General features: G+C 72.8%; 12 protein-coding genes. 6 read left to right on the forward strand and 6 right to left on the reverse strand.

Going from position 1 to position 18,876, the window contains the following annotated elements:
* Nucleotides 1–110 precede the first annotated feature (110 nt).
* Complete coding sequence (locus WME89_RS53195; protein ID WP_438007126.1) at nucleotides 111–1,190, reverse strand: hypothetical protein; 1,080 nt, start codon at nucleotides 1,188–1,190, stop codon at nucleotides 111–113.
* 378 nt (nucleotides 1,191–1,568) lie between these two features.
* Here WME89_RS53195 and htpG point away from each other — a divergent pair, with 378 nt between their 5' ends.
* Both htpG and WME89_RS53205 read left to right on the forward strand, forming a co-directional pair.
* Complete coding sequence (gene htpG, locus WME89_RS53200) at nucleotides 1,569–3,560, forward strand: molecular chaperone HtpG (protein ID WP_438007127.1); 1,992 nt, start codon at nucleotides 1,569–1,571, stop codon at nucleotides 3,558–3,560.
* 59 nt (nucleotides 3,561–3,619) lie between these two features.
* Nucleotides 3,620–4,666, forward strand: a complete 1,047-nt coding sequence (locus WME89_RS53205; protein ID WP_438007128.1) for a hypothetical protein — start codon at nucleotides 3,620–3,622, stop codon at nucleotides 4,664–4,666.
* Between the two features lie 17 nt (nucleotides 4,667–4,683).
* Here the strand turns inward: WME89_RS53205 and WME89_RS53210 are convergent, their stop codons facing one another.
* Nucleotides 4,684–5,544: a tetratricopeptide repeat protein gene (locus WME89_RS53210; RefSeq protein WP_438007129.1), complete on the reverse strand. Its 861-nt coding sequence runs from the start codon at nucleotides 5,542–5,544 to the stop codon at nucleotides 4,684–4,686.
* Between the two features lie 184 nt (nucleotides 5,545–5,728).
* Between WME89_RS53210 and efp the strand changes: the two genes are divergently transcribed.
* Nucleotides 5,729–6,292, forward strand: coding sequence for an elongation factor P (efp, locus tag WME89_RS53215; RefSeq protein WP_437506746.1), 564 nt, complete (start codon nucleotides 5,729–5,731; stop codon nucleotides 6,290–6,292).
* Between the two features lie 74 nt (nucleotides 6,293–6,366).
* Here efp and WME89_RS53220 read toward each other — a convergent pair whose 3' ends face one another.
* Nucleotides 6,367–8,313 (reverse strand): hypothetical protein, encoded by a 1,947-nt coding sequence (locus tag WME89_RS53220; protein ID WP_438007130.1) that lies wholly within the window; start codon nucleotides 8,311–8,313, stop codon nucleotides 6,367–6,369.
* Nucleotides 8,314–8,501: 188 nt separating this feature from the next.
* Here WME89_RS53220 and WME89_RS53225 point away from each other — a divergent pair, with 188 nt between their 5' ends.
* From WME89_RS53225 to chrA, 3 genes are all read left to right on the forward strand, one after another.
* The gene (locus WME89_RS53225) at nucleotides 8,502–8,699 is read left to right on the forward strand and encodes a DUF5522 domain-containing protein (protein ID WP_438007131.1); all 198 of its coding nucleotides are present in this window, start codon (nucleotides 8,502–8,504) and stop codon (nucleotides 8,697–8,699) included.
* Nucleotides 8,700–8,936: 237 nt separating this feature from the next.
* A complete protein-coding gene (locus tag WME89_RS53230) occupies nucleotides 8,937–11,108 on the forward strand; it encodes a VWA domain-containing protein (RefSeq protein ID WP_438007132.1) in 2,172 nt (723 codons plus the stop codon).
* 91 nt (nucleotides 11,109–11,199) lie between these two features.
* The gene (chrA, locus tag WME89_RS53235) at nucleotides 11,200–12,387 is read left to right on the forward strand and encodes a chromate efflux transporter (RefSeq protein WP_438007133.1); all 1,188 of its coding nucleotides are present in this window, start codon (nucleotides 11,200–11,202) and stop codon (nucleotides 12,385–12,387) included.
* A 23-nt stretch (nucleotides 12,388–12,410) separates the two neighbouring features.
* On the opposite strand, the gene WME89_RS53240 is transcribed toward chrA, so the two are convergent.
* The 3 genes from WME89_RS53240 to WME89_RS53250 form a co-directional block, all read right to left on the reverse strand.
* Entirely contained in the window at nucleotides 12,411–13,601 is a 1,191-nt protein-coding gene (locus WME89_RS53240; RefSeq protein WP_438007134.1) for a glycosyltransferase, read from the reverse strand.
* A gap of 225 nt (nucleotides 13,602–13,826) precedes the next feature.
* Nucleotides 13,827–14,990, reverse strand: a complete 1,164-nt coding sequence (locus WME89_RS53245; protein ID WP_438007135.1) for an acyl-CoA dehydrogenase family protein — start codon at nucleotides 14,988–14,990, stop codon at nucleotides 13,827–13,829.
* A 132-nt stretch (nucleotides 14,991–15,122) separates the two neighbouring features.
* Nucleotides 15,123–18,662 carry a hypothetical protein gene (locus WME89_RS53250; RefSeq protein ID WP_438007136.1) on the reverse strand — a complete coding sequence of 1,180 codons (3,540 nt, stop codon included), beginning with the start codon at nucleotides 18,660–18,662 and terminating at the stop codon, nucleotides 15,123–15,125.
* Between the last annotated feature and the right edge of the window lie 214 nt (nucleotides 18,663–18,876).

The following is an 18,876-nucleotide window of genomic DNA, read 5'->3' on the forward strand; positions in this document are numbered from 1 at the left end:
CGTGCTCGAAAGACCGCGTCAGCCGTGCTCGAAAGACCGCGTCAGCCGTGCTCGAAAGACCGCGTCGGCCGTGCTCGAAAGACCGCGTCGGCCGCGCTCGAAAGACCGCGTCAGCCGCGCTTCCGCGGGTCGCCCCGGAGGATGGGATAGGCCATCAAAAGGCTCAGCCACACCACCAGGAACTTGGGGTCTGCCAGCGTCTCGAACGGGATCTCGAACCGCTCGTTCTGGGGCTCCGTCTTGCGCTGCTGCCCCTGCGCTACCGCGGGGCTCACGACCTCGGGCAGCCGCCTCCCGCCGCTCTCGACGCTCGTCCCGCCCGTCACGGGCAGCTGCGGCATCAGCGTGCCGTCCGCGATCGCCTGCTCCTCGGGCGTCCGCCGCGCCGAGACATCCGGGTCGACGAGCACCGCCACCGGCTCGAGCTCCTCGGGACCCCGGGCGCCGGGAGGCGCCTCGGCCGCGGCCCGCGCGACCTCCTCCGGACGATCCACCGGGACATAGCGCGGCGCGACCTCGCCAGGCCTCCGCTCGCGGAGCTCGACCGTCACCCGCGTCGGGATGTACAGGCGCCGCACCTCCTCGACCGTGACGACGGTGTCCTTGGCAGACGCGGGCGAGCCGCCGGCGAGCTCGGGCACCTTCGCGCGCGCGGCGTCGATCGCCGCCTGCTCCGCGTCGATCGCGGCCTTGCAGCTCGGGAGGGACGGATCGAAGTCGAGGCCGACGGCGCTGAATCCCCCCTTGGTCAGCTCGGGCTTCGTCGTGCACTCCTGGAGCACGCGCTCCGCGACGTCGTCGTCCTCGCGGTGCAGGAGCGCGAGCGCGATCTCCTTCCGATCGTCGATGCCGTTCGCGATCTCCGGCCGGGCGACATAGCGGTACCGCACGCGGAGCGCGAGGTCGCGCCGCCCCGACGCCGCGTCGACGACCGTCACGGCCTCCTTGACGAAGCTGTCCGTCGTCGCGCCCTGGACCTCGCGCCGGCTCACCATCACCCGGGACCGCCGTAGCCCCGTGAACACCGAGCGCGTCTGCGCCCGCACGCGCTCGAGGATCTTGAAATCACTCGTATCGGCGGGGACGTAGACATGGCCCTCGAACTGGAGCACAGCGGGCAGACGCTTCAGGTCGTCGGCCGCCGCCTTGCCCCCGTTGCCCCCGTTGCCGCACCCCGCGAGCGCCAACATCCCGATTACCGGGACAAGACGGACTACTGCACGGAGAAGTGCTACCACAACAGATTTCCCCGACGGCGAGGGTGCAACCTCGGTGAATCTAGCGCCGCCGCCCTTCTGAAGAAACCCTTACTCTCCGGAAAAGCCGAGCACGGATGCGGGGATCGCGGCCAGCGACCTCGACGTCACGAGCCAGGCGTGCAGCGCTCGATCTGGGCGGAGGCTGCGCAGGTGGCGACCTGTGACTGGTACGCCGAGCCCCCACCCTGGCCGGGAGCGCCGTGACGGGGGACCCTCGAGCAGGGCGGGGCCCAACGGCGCGTCGGGGAGGCGCCCCGCTGCGCGTCAGGGGATTGCCCTTTCGAAAATCGGATCCATTTGGTCGCCGAGATGAATACGGAAAGCCAGAACCCCGAAACCAGCGGCGCCACGCCCTCTGCCGAGCCTTCGGTCGCGGAGGCGGGCGGCCAGCCGCCCGCGCCGTCCACCTCCGACGAGACCAGGGCGGCGGGCGCCGTCGAGCTCCCCTTCCAGGCCGAGGTGCAGCAGGTCCTCGCGCTGGTCATCAACTCGCTTTACGCGAACCAGGAGGTCTTCCTCCGCGAGCTCATCTCGAACGCGTCGGACGCGCTCGACAAGGCGCGCTTCCTGGTCCTCACGCGCGAGGGCGTCGCCGAGCAGTCGGGCGAGCCCGCGATCCTCATCACCCTCGACGACGAGGCGCGGACCCTCACCATCGAGGACAACGGCATCGGGATGACGCGGGACGAGGTGGTGGAGAACCTCGGCACCATCGCGCGCTCGGGGTCGCTGGAGTTCCTGAAGGCCAACGCCGAGGCCGCGAAGCAGAAGAAGGACGGCGGCAAGCTCCAGCTCATCGGCCAGTTCGGCGTCGGCTTCTACGCCGCGTTCATGGTCGCCTCGCGCGTCGATGTGCAGACCCGCTCGATGCTGCCGGGCGCCGAGCCCGTCCTGTGGCGGTCGTCCGGCGCGGGCTCGTTCACCGTGGCCCCGGGCGATCGCGAGCACCCCGGCACGAAGATCGTCCTCCACCTCAAGGAGGACGCGCGCGAGTACACGAAGGCCTGGCGCGTCAAGGAGATCATCCGCAAGTACTCCGACTTCGTTCACTTCCCCATCAAGGTGAACGACGAGGTGGCGAACCGCTCGGCCGCCCTCTGGACGCTGCCCAAGTCGCAGATCACCGAGGAGCAGCACGCCGAGTTCTTCCGGCACGTGACCGGCGGCTACGAGGGCGAGAAGCCGCTGCTCACGGTGCACCTGTCGATCGACGCGCCGGTGCAGTTCCACGCCCTGCTCTACGTGCCCGAGAAGGCGCCGCCGGACATGTTCCACAAGGATCGCAGGGCGATCCGCCTCTACGCGAAGCGGGTCCTCATCGTCGAGGACTGCGACAAGCTCACGCCGATGTACCTGCGCTTCGTGCGCGGCGTCGTCGACTCCGAGGACCTGTCGCTGAACGTCTCGCGCGAGATGCTGCAGGAGAACCGCACGCTCTCCCAGATCGAGCAGCAGATCGTCAAGCAGGTGCTCAAGTCGCTGAAGGACCTCTCCGAGTCGGACCCCGAGCGCTACGCGAGCTTCTGGAAGGAGTTCGGCCGGGTCATCAAGGAGGGCTCCACCAGCGACTGGAAGAACAAGGACGCGATCGCCGAGCTGTGCCGGTTCGAGTCGATGAACACGGAGGCCGGCAAGCTCATCTCGCTCCGCGACTACGTGGAGAAGATGCCGGAGGAGCAGAAGGAGATCTATTACGTGACGGGGCTCGGCCGCCGCGCGGTCGAGCAGAGCCCGCACCTCGAGGCGTTCCGGAAGCGCGGCTATGACGTGCTGTTCCTCGTCGATCCGGTCGACGAGTGGCTGGTGAAGGCGCTGAACGAGTTCGACAAGCGCCGGCTGAAGAGCGTGACGCACGGCGACGTCGATCTCGGCAGCGAGCCGGAGAAGAAGGACCAGCCGGAGGAGTCGGTCGACGCGGCCGTGGCGGCGGTCAAGGCGGCGCTGGGCGACCGGGTGAAGGACGTGCGCGTCTCGCGGCGCCTGACCGACAGCGCGAGCTGCCTCGTCGCCGCCGAGGGCGACCCAGGGGCGAACCTCGAGCGGATCATGAAGCTCATCGACCAGAGCACCGAGGAGTCCAAGCGCATCCTGGAGCTCAACCCGAGCCACCCGGTCGTGAAGAACCTCAACATCCTGGCGGGGCGCGAGCCCGGCTCGGAGCGGGTGAACCAGTGGTCCGAGCTGCTCCTCGACCAGGCGCTCCTCGTCGAGGGCGTGGTGCAGGAGCCGGCGCAGCTCGTCCGGCGCATCCAGGACCTGCTCGCGCAGGTGAGCACGGCGGCGGTCGGCAACCAGCCCTGACGAGCGGCGTCCTGGCGGTTTCTTGGCCCTGATCGGGGACGCGTAGTACCCGCGCTGGGGTGACATCCGACGAGGCCGCCAGGCCGTCCCGCTTCGCAGCGCCCGCGCTCGGCCGTCGGGCCTTCCTCAGGGCGCTCGGCGTGTCGGGCGGCGTCGTGGCCGCGCCGGGGCTCTGGGACCCGGCGCTGGCGCTCGCCAGGGCGGACTCGAAGGTGAAGGAGGTCGAGACCTCCGACCTCGGCGTGACGCTGAAGCTCGAGCTCACGCAGGCGCCCTTTCCTTGCGACGGGGCCCCGTACCGGGCTGCGACCGTGATCGTCTTCGTGCCGGCCCATTACCGCGCGCCGGAGGGCGACGAGCTCGACCTCGTGATGCACTTCCACGGCCACGTCACGACCGCGGAGCGGGCGATCAAGGTCCACAAGCTCCGCGAGCAGCTCCACGAGAGCAAGCAGAACGCGGTGCTCGTCGTGCCGCAGGGGGCGGTGAACGCGGCCGAGTCGCCTCCGGGCAAGCTCGGGCAGCAGGGCGGCCTCCGGCGGCTGTGCGGCGAGCTCGCGTCGGTGCTCGACACCCCCTCGGCGCGGCGGGCGCTCGGCGATTGCGCCGTCCCGCGGCAGGCGAAGCTCGGGAGGCTCTGCCTCTCGGCGCACTCGGGCGGGTACCGCGTCGCGGCCGCGTGCCTCCGCCTCGGCGGCTGCGAGGTGAACGAGGTGTACCTGTTCGACGCGCTGTACGGGGAGGTCGACGCGTTCCGCGACTGGGTGCTCGAGCGGAAGGGGCAGTCGGGGCGCGACAGGCACAAGCTCATCAGCCACTTCGTCGCGGGCGACGTGCGGCGGCTGAACCTGGAGCTCGAGCGCGCGCTCGAGGCGCAGGGGGTCGCCTGCCTGCACGAGCGCCGCCCCGGCGAGCTCACGCGCAAGCAGCTGCTGAGCGGCCGCGCGATCTTCATCGAGACCCCGCTCGCGCACAGCGCCGTGACCTTCGAGCAGAACGCGTTCCGCGACTGCCTGTTCGCGTCAGGCCTGCGCCGTCAGCTGCGCTCGAGCTGGTTCGAGAAGAAGGACGAGCCGCGCCAGATCGACGTGCGCTCCCCGTCCTGAGGCAGCGCGCGCCGGCGTCAGTGCCGGAGCGAGACGTCGGCCAGGGCGAGGCGCGCGTCGTTGATGAAGGCGCTGTCCGGGAAGCGGCGGATGAACGACCGCAGCGTCGTCTTCGCGTCGTTCCAGGCCTGGATGTCGAGGAGGCACTCGGCCAAGAGGAAGGTCGCGTCATCCATGACCTCGCGGTCCGGCGACGCCTCGGAGAGCGTCATGAGCAGCGGGATCGCGTCGCGCTGCCGGTTCAGCCGGCGGTAGGCGCGCGCCAGGTTGAGGCGGGCCGACGGGGTGTGCGACGCCGTCTCCTTCTGGCGGATCGCGTCCTCGAAGGCGACCGCGGCCTCGTGCCAGCGGCCCGTCCGCATGTGATCGAGCCCCGTCTGGTACGACTTGATCGAGAGCTCCGAGCGCGCCTGGTCGACCGCGTCCGTGAAGAAAGCGAGCTCGGCCCGGGTGAGCGGCGCCTTCCGCAGCGCCTCGAAGCCCTCGATCACCTCCTGCCGTCGCTCGGCACGGATGAGCTCGTAGAACGCCGCGGCGTCGCTCTCGGCCTTGGCGCGCGCGTCGCTCCGCTGCTGCATCTCCTTGAGATCGGCCTCGTGCTTCGCGATGCGGTCGCGCGCGCCCTTCGTCTCGGCCTGGACGGCGTCGACGCGCGCGTCCCAGGCGAGCTTGACCACGCCGATCACCACGATCACGAAGAGCAGGTTCGCGCTCGCGCTGTTCCAGAAGGCGCGCCGCTCGTACGCCATCTGGCGCTTGGAGATGCCCTTCAGATCCGCCGCGAGGGCGTTCGTGAGGTTGTTCGTCTTGATGATGAGCCCACGGGACTCCACGATCTCACGCTTGATCTCCCGGAGCTCGTCGTCGAAGTCGTGCATTTTCAGGTCCTGAAACCGCGCCCTGTGCAGGAGGCCGCGCTCGTGCTAAGGGGCCGCGACGCGGACCCCTGAACCGCGCCCGGGAGGCCGCGGACGCGGACTCCCGAGCCGCGCCAGGGGGCCGCGGACGCGGATCCCCGGCCTCGCCGACAGGCCGCCCTTACGCTACCAGGAAGCTCTGCCCATGGACACAAGCGACATCCGAAAAGGCCTCAAGATGATGGTCGACGGCCAGCCCTACTCGGTCATCGACTTCCAGTTCGTCAAGCCGGGAAAGGGGCAGGCGTTCACCCGCGTCAAGATCCGGAACATGGCGACGGGCGCCGTCCTCGAGCGCACGTACAAATCGGGCGAGAAGCTGGAGCCGGCGGACGTGGAAGAGCGCAGCCTCCAGTACATCTATCCGGAAGGCACCGACTTCGTGTTCATGGACGCGGCGACCGGCGAGCAGCTCACGGTCTCCGGCGACAAGATCGGCGATGACGCCAAGTGGCTCAGCGACGGGATGTCGATCGACGTGACCCTGTTCAACGGGCAGCCGATCGGCGTCAGCATGCCCCCGCACGTGGTGCTCCAGATCGTGAGCAGCGAGCCGGGCGTGAAGGGCGACACGGCGAGCGGCGCCACCAAGCCCGCCACGGTGTCGACCGGCGCGACCGTCAACGTCCCGCTCTTCGTGAAGGAGGGCGAGTGGATCAAGATCGACACGACCGACGGCAAGTACCTGGAGCGCGTCAACAAGGGTTGATCCTCGGCTGATCCTCGGCTGACCCTTGGCTGACCCCCCGGGGGATCGCGGACGCGGCCGCGGGCCGCCGGGGGTCACTTCGCCTCGAAGATCACCGCGGCCGCGCCGACGACGCACGCGACGCGGGCTCCGCCGTTGGCCGGCGCGCACGCCGTCCCCTGCGCGAGATCGCCGCCCGACCACAGGCGCGCGGGGCCCCCGGCGGTCGCGACGAGGAGCCCGCCGGCGGCGGGGACCGCGAGCGTGGCGCCGTCGGGCGACCGCGCCGCGCCCTGCGGGGCGGGCGTGGTGAGCGGGAACGACAGCGCGGACGAGGCCGGCGCGGCGGCGCGCAGGTCGATCGAGACCAGCGCGGCGCCGACGGCGATGTCGAAGCCGCCCTCGGACGCGGCGAGCGGGGAGAAGGGCAGCCGCTCGGTCCCGGCGCAGCGCTCGGGCGAGGCCGCGCGGGCGCGGGGGCCCTGGCCGCGGAGCAGCGGGAGCGGGACCTCCATCTCGCCGACGGCGTCGGCGGAGCTGCGGAAGAGCGCGAGCAGCGTGGGCGCGTCGCAGCGCCGCTCGACCGCGACGAGCTGCGCGGGGCCGGCATGGATGGCCGCGGGCCACGGGGGGACGTCCGTCGCCGATTCGGTGGACGTCGCGGGGTCGACGCGGACGACGCCCTGCGCGGTCCGGACGAGCAGGGCGCCGCTCGCCTCGAACGCGAGCGGGCCGAAGGCGCCCGGGCCGGCCGGCTGCGGGGCGGCGGCGGTGCGGTACACGGCGGTGGCGGCCGCCGGCGGCGCGACCTTCGCGATCAGCTTGTCTGCGTCCTTGGCGCGGGGCTCGGCGCCGTGGTCGAGCGCCGCGACGGCCGCGAGCGGCGCGCCTCGCGTGGACGCCGCGACCGCCTCGGCGTTGTCGATCGCCGCCGCGAGCCCCGGCTCCCCGCAGCGCACCGGGCCCGCGCCCGTCCAGACGAGGGCCTCGCCGGCGCGGGCGGCGTCGCGGCCAGCGAGCGCGCCGCCGCCCGCGGCGTCGGCGCAGAGCAGGGCGTTCAGCCGGCGCAGCCGCTGGGCGGCGGCGGCGACGGCCGGCGCGGTGGCCTTGCCGCGGGCGTCGCGGAGCAGGGACGCGGCGAGGGCGCGCAGCGTCTCCCCGGGCTGCGCCGCGTCGCGCGACAGGCCGGCGGGGCGGTCGAGGAAGATGAGCGGGGCGCGGAGCTCGGAGGCGGCGCCCGCGGGGGCGGGATGGGGGGCGGAGAAGGGGCGGAGCGCGCCGGAGAGGCCGAGCGTGACGAGGAGGTCGTCGCGGCCGTCCGCGTCGCGGTCGGCGACCTCGAGGGCGGCGGAGAGGGCTTCCTCCGGCGGCGGCGCCCGGAGGCGGAGCTCCAGGGCGAGCTCCGGCGGCGCGCCCGCGCCCGCGGCGGACCCGGGGAGGCGGATCACGGCGAGCCAGCGCGTGGCGCCCGCGCTGGCGGCGCGGCGGTCGGCGCCGCACTGCGGGGCGAAGTCGAAGGCGAGCGTCGACGGGCCGATCTGGCTGAGGGCGACGCGCGGGGTGCACCCCTGCGCGGCGAGGTCGCCGGGGAGCGCGGTGAGCGTGCGCAGCGCCTGCGGCCGCGCGGCGGGCGCGAGCAGGAGCTCGCCGCGCAGGCCGTCGGGCGATCGCGCCCAGACGACGAGGTCGCGCGCGCCGTCCCCGTCGGCGTCGAGGAGGAGCCCGGTTTCGAAGGTGCGCCCGGTCGGCGCGGCGACCACGGCGCCGCCCTCGAGGGGCCACTGCTTGCCGCCCGCGGGCGCCGGGACGCTCGGCACGACCGCGAAGCGGGGCGGGGCGGCGGCGTCCGGGGCGCCGGCCTCCGGGCCGGCGTCCGCCGCGCCGGGGGCGACGCCGCTCAGCGGGGGCGGGGAGCCGGAGGGCGTCGCCGAGCCGAGCGTGTAGGGCGTGTAGGGCTTGGAGCTCGGGCAGCCGTCGCAGCCGGTCGCGGCGAGGAGCGGGAGCAGGGCGCGCAGGAGCTTCGAGGAGGATCGATCGGGCATCGCGGGCGGGCCAGCCGGAGCAGGCGAGGTGCGGCGGGCGGCGCAGGCGTAGCACGAGCGGCGTCACGCCAGCGAGCCGGCGCGCGAGGCGGGGCCAGCGAGCCGGCGCGCGAGGCGAGGCCAGCGAGCCGGCGCGCGAGGCGCGGATGGCGTCGGTGCGGTTTTCGGAGTAGCTTGATCGAGGGTAGATGCGAGGGCCGAAACCTCCCAAGGCGATCGAGGGCGAGGACTATTACCTCGAGGGGGGCCGGGTGGTTTTCACAGAGGTGTACCACCTGAAGCGCGGATACTGCTGCAACTCGAAGTGCCGTCACTGCCCTTACCGGGAAAACCCGCCGGTGGAGCAGCCGGTGACCTTGATTGTGCCTCGCCTGAAACTCTCCTGAAGCGCGGCGTGAGCGGCTCGGATCGGGTGTCCGGCGCGCCTGCGGCGTCCCGTCGTCACCGCATGACCCGACGTCGCGGCGGTCGCTGCAGAGACTCGCGCGCCGCCGGTCGGCGGCGATGTGTGCGGAGCCATCCGTAGAGCGGGTGGAGAGCCAGCGCCGCTCATGGAATGTCGGTTGATCCGGATTGCGCGAAGCGTCTAGCATCTCGTTACCCACATTCGCGCAGGAGTTCCTATGCGTCGCAGTCTTCGCCCTCTGCTCTACTCCCTTTTGCTCTCGGTGCCGATCGGCTGCAACGCCGCGTCGAACACCCAGCCGTCGCCGCCGCCGCCGGTCGACGCGGGGCCGACGATCGTGGACACGGACGGCGACGGCATCAGCGACGAGGACGAGGGGCGCGCCGACGCGATCGACACCGACGGCGACGGCGAGCTCGATTTCGAGGACTCCGACTCCGACGGCGATGGGCTGTCCGACAAGGTCGAGGGCGCCATCCGACCCGGGCAAACGGCGCTGCCGGACAGCGACGACGACGGGGTGCCTGATCTCCGCGACGAGGACTCCGATGGGAACGAGATCCCGGACGGGGAGGAAGGCGACGACGATCTCGACGACGACACGTTGCCCGACTACGCGGATCTCGACGACGACGGCGACGGCCTCTCCGACAAGTCGGAGCTGGGCCCGGACGTGTCCGACCCGATCAACTCCGACGATGACAGACGGCCCGACTACCGCGACACCGATTCGGATGATGACGGCATCCTGGATCGGTTCGAGCGCGATCTCGACGCCGACGGCGACGGGATCCCGGCGTTCCGCGACCTCGATTCGGACGACGATTGCCGGCCCGACTCCGTCGAGCGGGGTGACGGGGAGCCCGATCTACCGCCCATCGACAGCGACGTGGACGGCGGGGGCGATTTCTTCGATCTGGACAGCGACAACGACGGGCTGCTCGACCAGCTCGAGGACGTGAATTGCGACGGCGTGCTCGACCCGGGCGAGTCCAGCACCGCCAGCGAGGACACGGATGAGGACGGCGTGAGCGACCTCATCGAGCTCGCCGCCGGCACGAACCCGAACGACGACCTGGATAACCCGCAGGCCAACGGCGACTTCGTGTTCATCGTGCCTTATCGGGCCGATCCGGCCCCCGCGCAGGACACGCTCGACTTCTCGACCAACATCTCGCAGGCCGACGTGGTGTTCGCGATGGACACCACGGGCTCGATGAGCGGATCGATCTCGAACCTGCAGCACGCGCTCCAGGAGATGATCGATCAGCTCGCCGAGGAGATCCCGAGCATCGGGATCGGGGTGACTCACTACAAGGACTTCCCGAAGAGTCCGTACGGCGACTCCGCCGACCAGCCCTTCTTCCTGGAGCACCGGGTGATGAGCGTCGCCACGCCGGAAGGGCGGGATTCGGTGCAGGACGCCGTGGACTCCCTCCGGGCCTCGGGCGGCAACGACTCGCCGGAGAGCGGCTGGGAGGCTCTTTATCAGGTCGCCAAGGGGCTGGGCACGACCGAGGGGAACTCCGAGGTGCCTGCGTTCGACCCGGTGAACGCGCCGCCGGGCGCGATCCCGGCGGGCGAGTCGGTGGGGACGATCGGCGGCGTCGGCTTCCGCTCCGGCTCGCTGCCCATCGTGGTGATGATCACCGACGTGCCGAGCCATAACGGGACGATCCCGGGGAACAACTACTCGGGGCTGTCGTCGCCGAGCCACACGCAGGCGCTGAACGCGGTGACCGGCCTGGGCGGTCGCCTGATCGGCATGGTGACGGACATCGAGGACGGGAGTGAGGCCAAGGCCGATCTCACGGCCGGCGCGCTGGCGACCGGCTCGGTGGTCCCGCCGACGGCGTGGGGGCCGGAGGGCATGCGCCCGCCGCGGTGCGCGGTCGGCCAGTGCTGCACCGGCGAGAACGGCAGGGGCGTGACGGCGGCCAACGGCAAGTGCCCGCTCGTGTTCCTGGTCGCCAGCAGCGGCGCCGGCCTGAACCTGGCTGTCGTGCAGGCCATCAAGGTGCTCACGACCTACGTCACCCTCGACATCTCGGCGGCGGCGGAGGACGACGAGAGCGACGCGATCGACGCCGTGAGCGCGTTCGTCGACAAGATCATCGCGAACAACCTGGCGCCGGAGCCCTGCACCTCCGGGCTCAGGGTCATCGACAAGAACCTCGACGCCGTGGCGGACACCTTCACCAACGTCTTCCCGGGGCCCACGGTCTGCTTCGACGTGATCCCGAAGATCAACGTCTCGGTGCCGCCGACGACCGAGCCGCAGGTGTTCACCGCGAACATCGTGGTCACCGGCGACAGCGTGACCACGCTCAGCACCCGCAAGGTGTTCTTCCTCGTCCCGCCGGAGATCCCGGAGCCCCCGATCGACTGACGAGCGGCCGGTGCCCAGGAGCCGCCGTGGGGCCTCCCCCGGGCGGCTCGCTGGAGGACCGGCGAGCCTCGCTTTCGGCGGAGGAACGCTCATGGGTGAAGGCCTCGCCAGCGAGGGCGTCGGGGCGCCGGGGCAGGCGCGCGGCGCGGCGCTCTGGGAGCTCGCGCGCCTCTTTCTGCGGCTGGGCGCCACGGCCTTCGGCGGCCCGGCGGCGCACGTGGCCATGATGGAGGACGAGGTGGTCCGCCGTCGCGGCTGGATGACGCGCGAGGACTTCCTCGATCTCTACGGCGCGACGAACCTGATCCCGGGGCCCAGCTCGACCGAGCTCGCGATCCACATCGGGCACCGCCGGGCCGGCTGGGCAGGGCTGCTCGTGGCGGGCGGCTGCTTCATCGTCCCGGCGGCGCTGATCACGCTCGGGTTTGCGTGGGCCTATGTGCGGTTCGGCGCCGTGCCGGAGATGTCAGCGCTCCTTTACGGGGTGAAGCCGGTGATCATCGCGGTGGTGGTCCAGGCGCTCTGGGGGCTCGGCCGCACGGGCCTGCGCTCGAAGCTCGCGCTCGCCCTGGCGGCGCTCTGCGCGGCCGCGAGCCTGCTCGGCGTCCACGAGCTCGCGGTCCTGGCCGGCGCCGGCGCGCTCGCCGTCGCGCATCGGCTGGCGGCGGCGCGCCCTGGGGGCCCCTCTCCTGGCGCGGCGGCCGTCGCCGTCCCGCTCGCCGGCGGCGCCGCAGCGGCTGCCGCGGCGGGCGTGCCGTTCGGTCTCCTGCCGCTGTTCCTGTTCTTCCTCAAGGTCGGCTCGGTCCTCTTCGGGAGCGGTTATGTGCTCCTCGCGTTTCTCCGCGCCGATCTCGTCGAGCGGTATCGATGGATGACCGAGGCGCAGCTGCTCGACGCGGTGGCGGTCGGCCAGGTGACGCCCGGCCCTGTCTTCACGACGGCGACGTTCATCGGCTATCTGCTGGGCCGCCTCCCGGGCGCTGCGGTCGCCACGGTGGGGATCTTCCTCCCGGCGTTCTTCTTCGTCGCCCTGAGCGGCCCGCTGATCCCCCGCGTCCGCCGCTCCGTCGTTGCCTCGGCCTTTCTCGACGGCGTGAACGCGGCATCGCTCGCGCTGATGGCCGTCGTCTCCTACCGCCTCGCCCGGGCGGCGCTGGTCGACTGGCTCACCTGCGCTCTGGCCATCATGGCAACGCTCCTGCTCGTCCGTTACCGCGTGAGCTCGCTCTGGCTCATCCTGGCCGGCGCCGCCATCGGCATCGTGTCAGTTCACCTCTGAATCCGCCTCTCCGTCCGCGCCCACTACCTGGCAGCCGATCGCACGGAAGACGGCTCGTCCGCCGCCACCAGCTCCGACCGGGCCCCGATGTAGAAAGCGTTTCCCCGCCAGGCGACCCGCCGGTTCGAGTAGGCGTTCAGCCAGCAGAAGAACCAGCACAGCGTGCGGAGCGGCTCCGCGGCCACGAGCAACAGGTTGGAGCGCGCCGGCCGCAGCGCCCTCAAGGCCAGGAAGGTCCCCAGGCTCTGCAGCGTCCAGGCGAACAGCCAGACCTCCAGCGCGAGGCGCGTCGGGCTGAGCAGCAGCGTCAGCCAGGCGATGAGCAGCGGCGAGTTGAACGGCTCCACCGCGAAGCAGCGGGGGACCAGCGCGCGCCGCATCTTCGCCCAGCGGGTGTGCCGATCCAGCGTCCGCATGAGCGAGCAGCTCGTGTTGCGGTTCTCGATCGGATCCAGGCAGAGGTCGACCACGAACCCGCACGCGCTGAAGCGCTGCCCGAGCATGTCGTCCTCCGCCAGCACGCTGGCCACGCTCTCGAACCCTCCCACCCGCTCCAGGTCGATCCGCCGCATCGCCATCGATTTGCCCACGCTGATCGATCGCCCTGCGAGCTCGGCCGCGGCGACGACCCCGGGCGCGATGAACGACCCGAGCTGCGCGTTCTCGACCACCGCGCCGAGCGTGCGCTCCCCCGTGCCCACGACCACGCTCGAGACGAGCCCCACGCCGGGCCGCATCAGGATCGACAGCAGGGAACGGAGATAGTCCGGGCGGACACGCACGTTGGCGTCCGAGATGACGAAGACGCTGCCCTCCGCCCTGCGCGCGAGCTCGAGGAGCTGCGCCACCTTCGGATTCAGCGCCTCGCCCGGATCCGTCAAGCACAGCCGCGCCCTCACCCCGGGGTGCGCCGCGATGAAGGCCTGGATCACCGGCACCGCCGGGTCCTCGTGCGAGGCGACGCCGAAGACGAGCTCGTAACAGGGATAATCGAGGTGGGCGAACGACTCCAGATTGCTGGCGAGCTCATCATCGACGCCCGCCACGGGCTTGAGGATGCTGACGACCGGGGTCGCGCCGAGCGGGCTCGGCTCGCCCCGCGGCGCCCTCAGGCGGTGCCGCGTGAACCTCCAGTGGAAGGAGGCCTGAAGCGTCGCGTAGATGATGGATGAAAGCGCCGTCGGCGCGACCGTCGCCAGATCTCCCCAATCCATGGATGGCGATGGTGACGGAGGCGCGTGGCGTCCCGATGGCCGGACCGCAAACCCAGCGCTGCCTTTCCGCAACCGAGGCGTGACAGGCCTCCTCACGCCCCGAGGCCCCGGGCAGAAGCTCCCTACCGGACTCGGGATTTTCTCGTGTCGCCGCCCTTCATCGGGCGATCCGTCACCGACACACGCGCGCCGATCCTGGCGAGCAGGTCCGGTAGGGCGGAGAGATCAGCCCATGCGGCCGATCAGCTCCCGCGTGATGTTCTTCTGGTGCGACTCGAGCGTGCCGCCGCCGATCTCGAGCAGCTTGGCGTCCCGGAAGAACCGCTCCACCTTGTACTCGGTGCAGTAACCCCAGCCGCCGAGCACCTGCATGGCGTTGTCGGCCACCTCCTTGCCGACGGGCGCGGCAAAGAGCTTGGCCGCGTCCGTCCCGAGCCGGTTGCGCCGCTCGGGGCTGACGTTGCGCGCCACCGAGTAGATGAGGGCGCGCGTCGCCTCGGTCTTGGCGTAGCTCTCCGCGATGTAACGCTGGATCTGCCCGTGCTCGGCGATGGGCTTGCCGAAGCTCCGCCGCTCTCCGGCGTACTGGATCATGATGTCCATACAGCGATCCGCGATCCCGAGGCTCATGGCGGCCAGGGTGAGGCGCTCGAGCTCCAGGTTCCTCATCATGTTGCGGATCCCGCCCCCCTCCTGGCCCAGGACGTTCCGGGCGGGCACGACGCAATCATCGAAGATGAGCTCGCTCATCGTGCTTCCCCGCATTCCCATCTTCGGCGTCTTCTCGTCGGTCGAGAACCCGGGGAAGCCCCGCTCCACCACGAAGGTCGTGATCCTGTCCTCGATGGTCGCATAGACAAGGAAGATCCTGGCCTCGGGGGCGTTGGTGATGAGCGCCTTACGCCCTTTCAGGATGTACCTGTCCCCGTCGCGCCGGGCGAACGTCTTCATGCCGAGGACGTCTGTTCCGCTCGTGGGCTCGGTCATACCCATCGCGCCGATCCACTCGCCGGAGAGCACCTTCGGCAGGTAGCGCGCGCGCTGCTCGTCGTTGCCGGCGTGAAAGAAGTTGTTCACGAACAGCATCGCATGGGCGAGATACGCGAGGGTGAACCCGGGATCGCTCTTCGCGAGCTCGTGGTGGACGATCACGGCGGCGAGCGCGTCCATGCCCGCGCCCCCGTACTCCGAGGGGACGGTCACGCCAAGCAGGCCGAGCTCGCCCAGCCGCTGCATCAAGGGGACGTTGAGGGTGGCGGTCCGGTCGTGCTCGTCGGCCTGCGGCTCGACGACCTCGCGGGCGAAATCGCGCACCATTTGCCGCAGCATCCGGTGCTCTTCCGTCGGGTTCTCCAGGTCGCTTTCCATGGCGGAGGATGACACGCTCATCACTGCCCAACGTAGCACGCGGACGCGCGCGCCCGCGACGGCGTGGCATGCGATTCGCTTCATTCCTGCGTGAACGCTCTCGAAAGGGGACGCATGAAGCGCTGGACCGATGTCGTGCTCTGGAGCGCGGTGCTAGTGACGCTGCTGATGTGGCTGCTCGCCGCCTTCGGTGTGCTGCCCGCTGCCCGCTGGATCGACGCGCTCCTCATCCTCTCCGCTGCCCTCGCCGTGACCGGCCTGGTCCGGCAGCAGCCCGGGCGGCCGCGGCGCTGAGCCGGCCGGCGCGTCCGGCGGCGAATCGATGTCTGTCCCCGAAGCTGGCGCCGCCGGGGCGGGCCCGTCCTGGCAGCAGCGGACGCCGGTCGAGTAGTCGAGGTAGCTCCTCGGGTGGGCCGTGACGAGCGCCTCGCAGCCCGCGCGGGTCGAGCGCGAGTAGAAGCCGCCAGCGAACGCGCCGCCCGGCTCGTTCACCCACTCATCCAGGTTGCCCACGAGGTCGTGAACCGCGTCGCTGCCCCAGCGGCTCCTGCACCGGGGGCTCCCGCCCGTCTCGCGGAGCAGGGGCTCTCCGGCGACGCGCACGCGGTTGAGCCGGGGATCCAGGTGGCCAATCGACGCGTTGCCGTGGAGCTGGGCCGCCGGGTGCCCTGCCCGGAAGACATTGCACGCGCCCTCCTCGAACGTGTCGCCGTACGGATACAGCGTGTCGTCCTCGCCGCGACACGCGGTGACGAACTCCTCGACCGAGCACAGCCGCTTGCCGGCCGCGGCGCAGGCGCTCTCGGCGACGAGGCCGGTCACGTAGCCGCTCGGCCGCACCCCGGGCCGGGAGCGCGCCAGGGCGGCGATCGCCCGCCCGCGCTGCCAGCCGGGGAGCAGCGGCAGCGGGAAGGCGCGCGCGTGGACGTCGCCGGTCCGTCGCCGTCCGGTCGACCACTCGGCGAGCGTGAGCTCGAGGAGGTTCGGGGTCGACGGGTAGTCGGGCGACAGCGCCCGTCCGGTGGCGCCGTCGACGAGCATCGCCTCGAAGCGATCGATGCAGAAGCGGCCGCCTTCGACGGCGACCATGTCCGAGGGGCACGCGGGCGCGCCCGCCAGCGCGGGGGCGACCGCCTCCGAGGGCGCCGCCGCGGCCGGGCGCACCGCCGCGACCGCGCTCGCGGGCGGCGCGGGGCGCGCGACGCCCGCCTCGGCCTGCGCGTCGAGCCCGCTCACCGCGCTGCCGAACCAGCGCAGGCTGCCGTCGGTGGCCCAGACGACGTCGCCCACCGTGCAGGCGCCGGGCGCCGCGAGCTCCGGGACGGTCACGAAGGCCCCGGGCGAGGGGGCCGGGACGGTGCGCCGCGCGGGCTGCCCGTCGACGCAGAGCGCGCCGGTGTCGTCCGCCGGCCACGGCTGCGACGCGAGCTCCGCGCCGTCGTCGTCGAGCCAGACGACGTGGCGCCGGCCCGCGTCGCTGAGCAGCGCGCCCCCCTCGGGCAGGGCGATGAGCCGCACCGCGAGGTCGCCCTCGGCGAGCGGCAGCGAGGTCGCGCGCGCCGCCCCGGGCCGGCCGAGCGCGTCGACCGAGAGCGCGACGACCCTGGCAGGATCACCGGCGCTCACGCCGGCGACGATGGCCCCGCCGCCGCGGCGCTCGCACGCGTCGAACCCCGCGCGCACCGGCGACGCGAACGCGACGGCGGGCGGCGCCCCTGCCGCCGCGCCGGCGCCGGGCGCCGCCTGCGCAGGCGCGCCCGGCCTGGTGAGCGCGCCCGGCCTGGTGAGCGCGCCCGAGGCGTCGATCCCGGTGATCTGGAGCCGGCCGCCGAGCACCTCGAGGAAGAGCCCCCGCTCGCGGCCCCCGACGAGCGCCGTGCTGCCCTCGTGCGCGCGCCCCCGCAGCGCGGGCACCGCGAGCGGCCCCGGCAGGAGCCGCACCACGTCGGTCCTCGCGAGCCACCAGGACGCCCCGATCCGCGCGGCGCGCCGCCGGTCCGCGGGGCGCTCCGGCTCGCCGATCGGCGTGCCCGGCGCGCCGCCGCCGGCGTCACCGGCCGGCGCGGCGCCGGGGCCTTCCGGCGCCGCCGCCGCGGCGACCTGCCCGCGCGCGTCGATCCGGTAGAGCTGCCCCGCGGCGAAGGCGAGCCCCTCGCCGTCGGCCGCGAGCGCGCCCCACGCGACGCGCGCGCGCCGCGCCGGGAACGGGTCCGGCTCGCGGCGCGGCGCTCCGTCGGCGCGCGAGGCCGAGAACAGCTCGCCGGAGGTCGTCTGGAAGTACGCGCGATCGCCCGCCCACGCGGCGAGCCCCGGGTCGTACGCCGGCTGCCCCGCGGCGCGTCGGGCGCCGCTCGCGGCGATGCGCTCGAGCGCGGCGATCTCGGACGGCGCGAGCGGGGTCGCGTCCGCGAGGCGCGCCGGGTCCACGGCGCAGACCGCCCGCGGGGCGGCGCCGGCGCCGAGCCGCTGGAGCGCGGGCGCGACGCGCGCCGCCTGGCAGGCCCCGTTGCGGCCGGTCACGTCGACGACCGCCGAGCCCGCGCTCGCCGTCACGAGGCGCGGATCCAGGTGACCGCGCAGCGCGCCGTACTCGAGATCCTCCTCGACGACGACGGCGCGCCGGCCCGGATCGAGCTTGCCGTCCTCCCCGAGCGAGGCGAAGGCGATCTGCGCGCTCCCGAGCCACGGCGTGCTCGCCTTCTTCGTCGGGGGCCTCGCGCTCGCCGCGTAGTAGAGCAGGTCGATCGCGCCCGGCCTCGCGCCGGCGTCGATCAGCGCCATGCCGTCGAGCGGCGGCCGGAAGCGCAGGCCGGTGGGGGACGACGCGGCAGCGATCCCCTCGGCGGGCGAGAACCAGCGGATCCGCACCTCGACCTCGGGCAGCGGATCCGGCCGCTTCGGCCGCGATGCCGGGCGCGCGCTCTTCCTCGGCCGGCCGTCGCGCCCGCGGTCCGCGCCGCGCTTGTCGCGCTTCTTCTCGGTCGCCTTGACGCGCGCGCCGGCGGTCTTTCCGGTCCGCTTCGCCGCTGCCGCCTTGCGGGCCGGCTTCGCGGCGGCGCGCTCGCGCGCGGCGTGCTGCGCCGCCGCGGCCGCCTTGTCGCGCTTCGCGGGGTCGGCGAGCTCGAGCTCGAGCAGCGCGACGCGCTCGCCCACGGCCGCCATCGCGTGCGCGCGGGCCTTCGCGCAGGCGCGGGACGCGGCCGACGTCTCGCCGGGCAGGAATGCCGTCGCGCAGAGCTCGTCGCCCTGCGAGGTGAGCAGCGTGGTGCTCCCGCCGGCCGAGGAGAGCGCGCCGGCCAGGTCCTCGTCGACGAGCTGGAGCGGCGGCCCGAGCTCGCCTGTCGCCGCGTCGAGGCGCCTGACCCAGCCGACCCGATCCGACGAGAGCTTGGAGACGAACAGCACCGCGCGGCCGTCGAGCGAGGGCTCGATAGAGAACGGCAGCGGCTCGACCTGCGGCGCGCCGAGCGGCGTGCGCCCGGCTTGCGCCGCGTCGCCGGGCGTCGAGGCGGCGGCGTCGAGCGTGAGCGACGTCGCCTGGGCCGCGTCCAGCCCGCGGCCGGGGGCGCGCGCCGCCGTGCCGGCAGGCGTGGGCGGTGACGTCATCGGGCGGCCGGAGCAAGCGCCCGCGCCGCAGGCGAGCGGCACGAGCAGCGCGGAGATCACGGAGAGGGACGATCGGGGACGACGCATTTTCGCACGCGCTGCCGTCCCTCGCGGCGCGGCGAGGGGGGCGGCGGCCGAGCCTAGCGCAGATGGGCCCGCGATCGTCGCGAGGGCTCACGCGGCGGCGCGGCGGAGCGTGCACCGCGGTGCCGGTATGTACGGGCCCCGATCGTCGTGGGGGCCGCGCCCGCGGGCACGGCGGCTGCAGCCCGGGAGGGCCGAGAAGCTCCAGGAGGCCCTC

The organism is Sorangium sp. So ce321, from assembly GCF_051530195.1.
Lineage (GTDB): Bacteria > Myxococcota_A > Polyangia > Polyangiales > Polyangiaceae > Sorangium.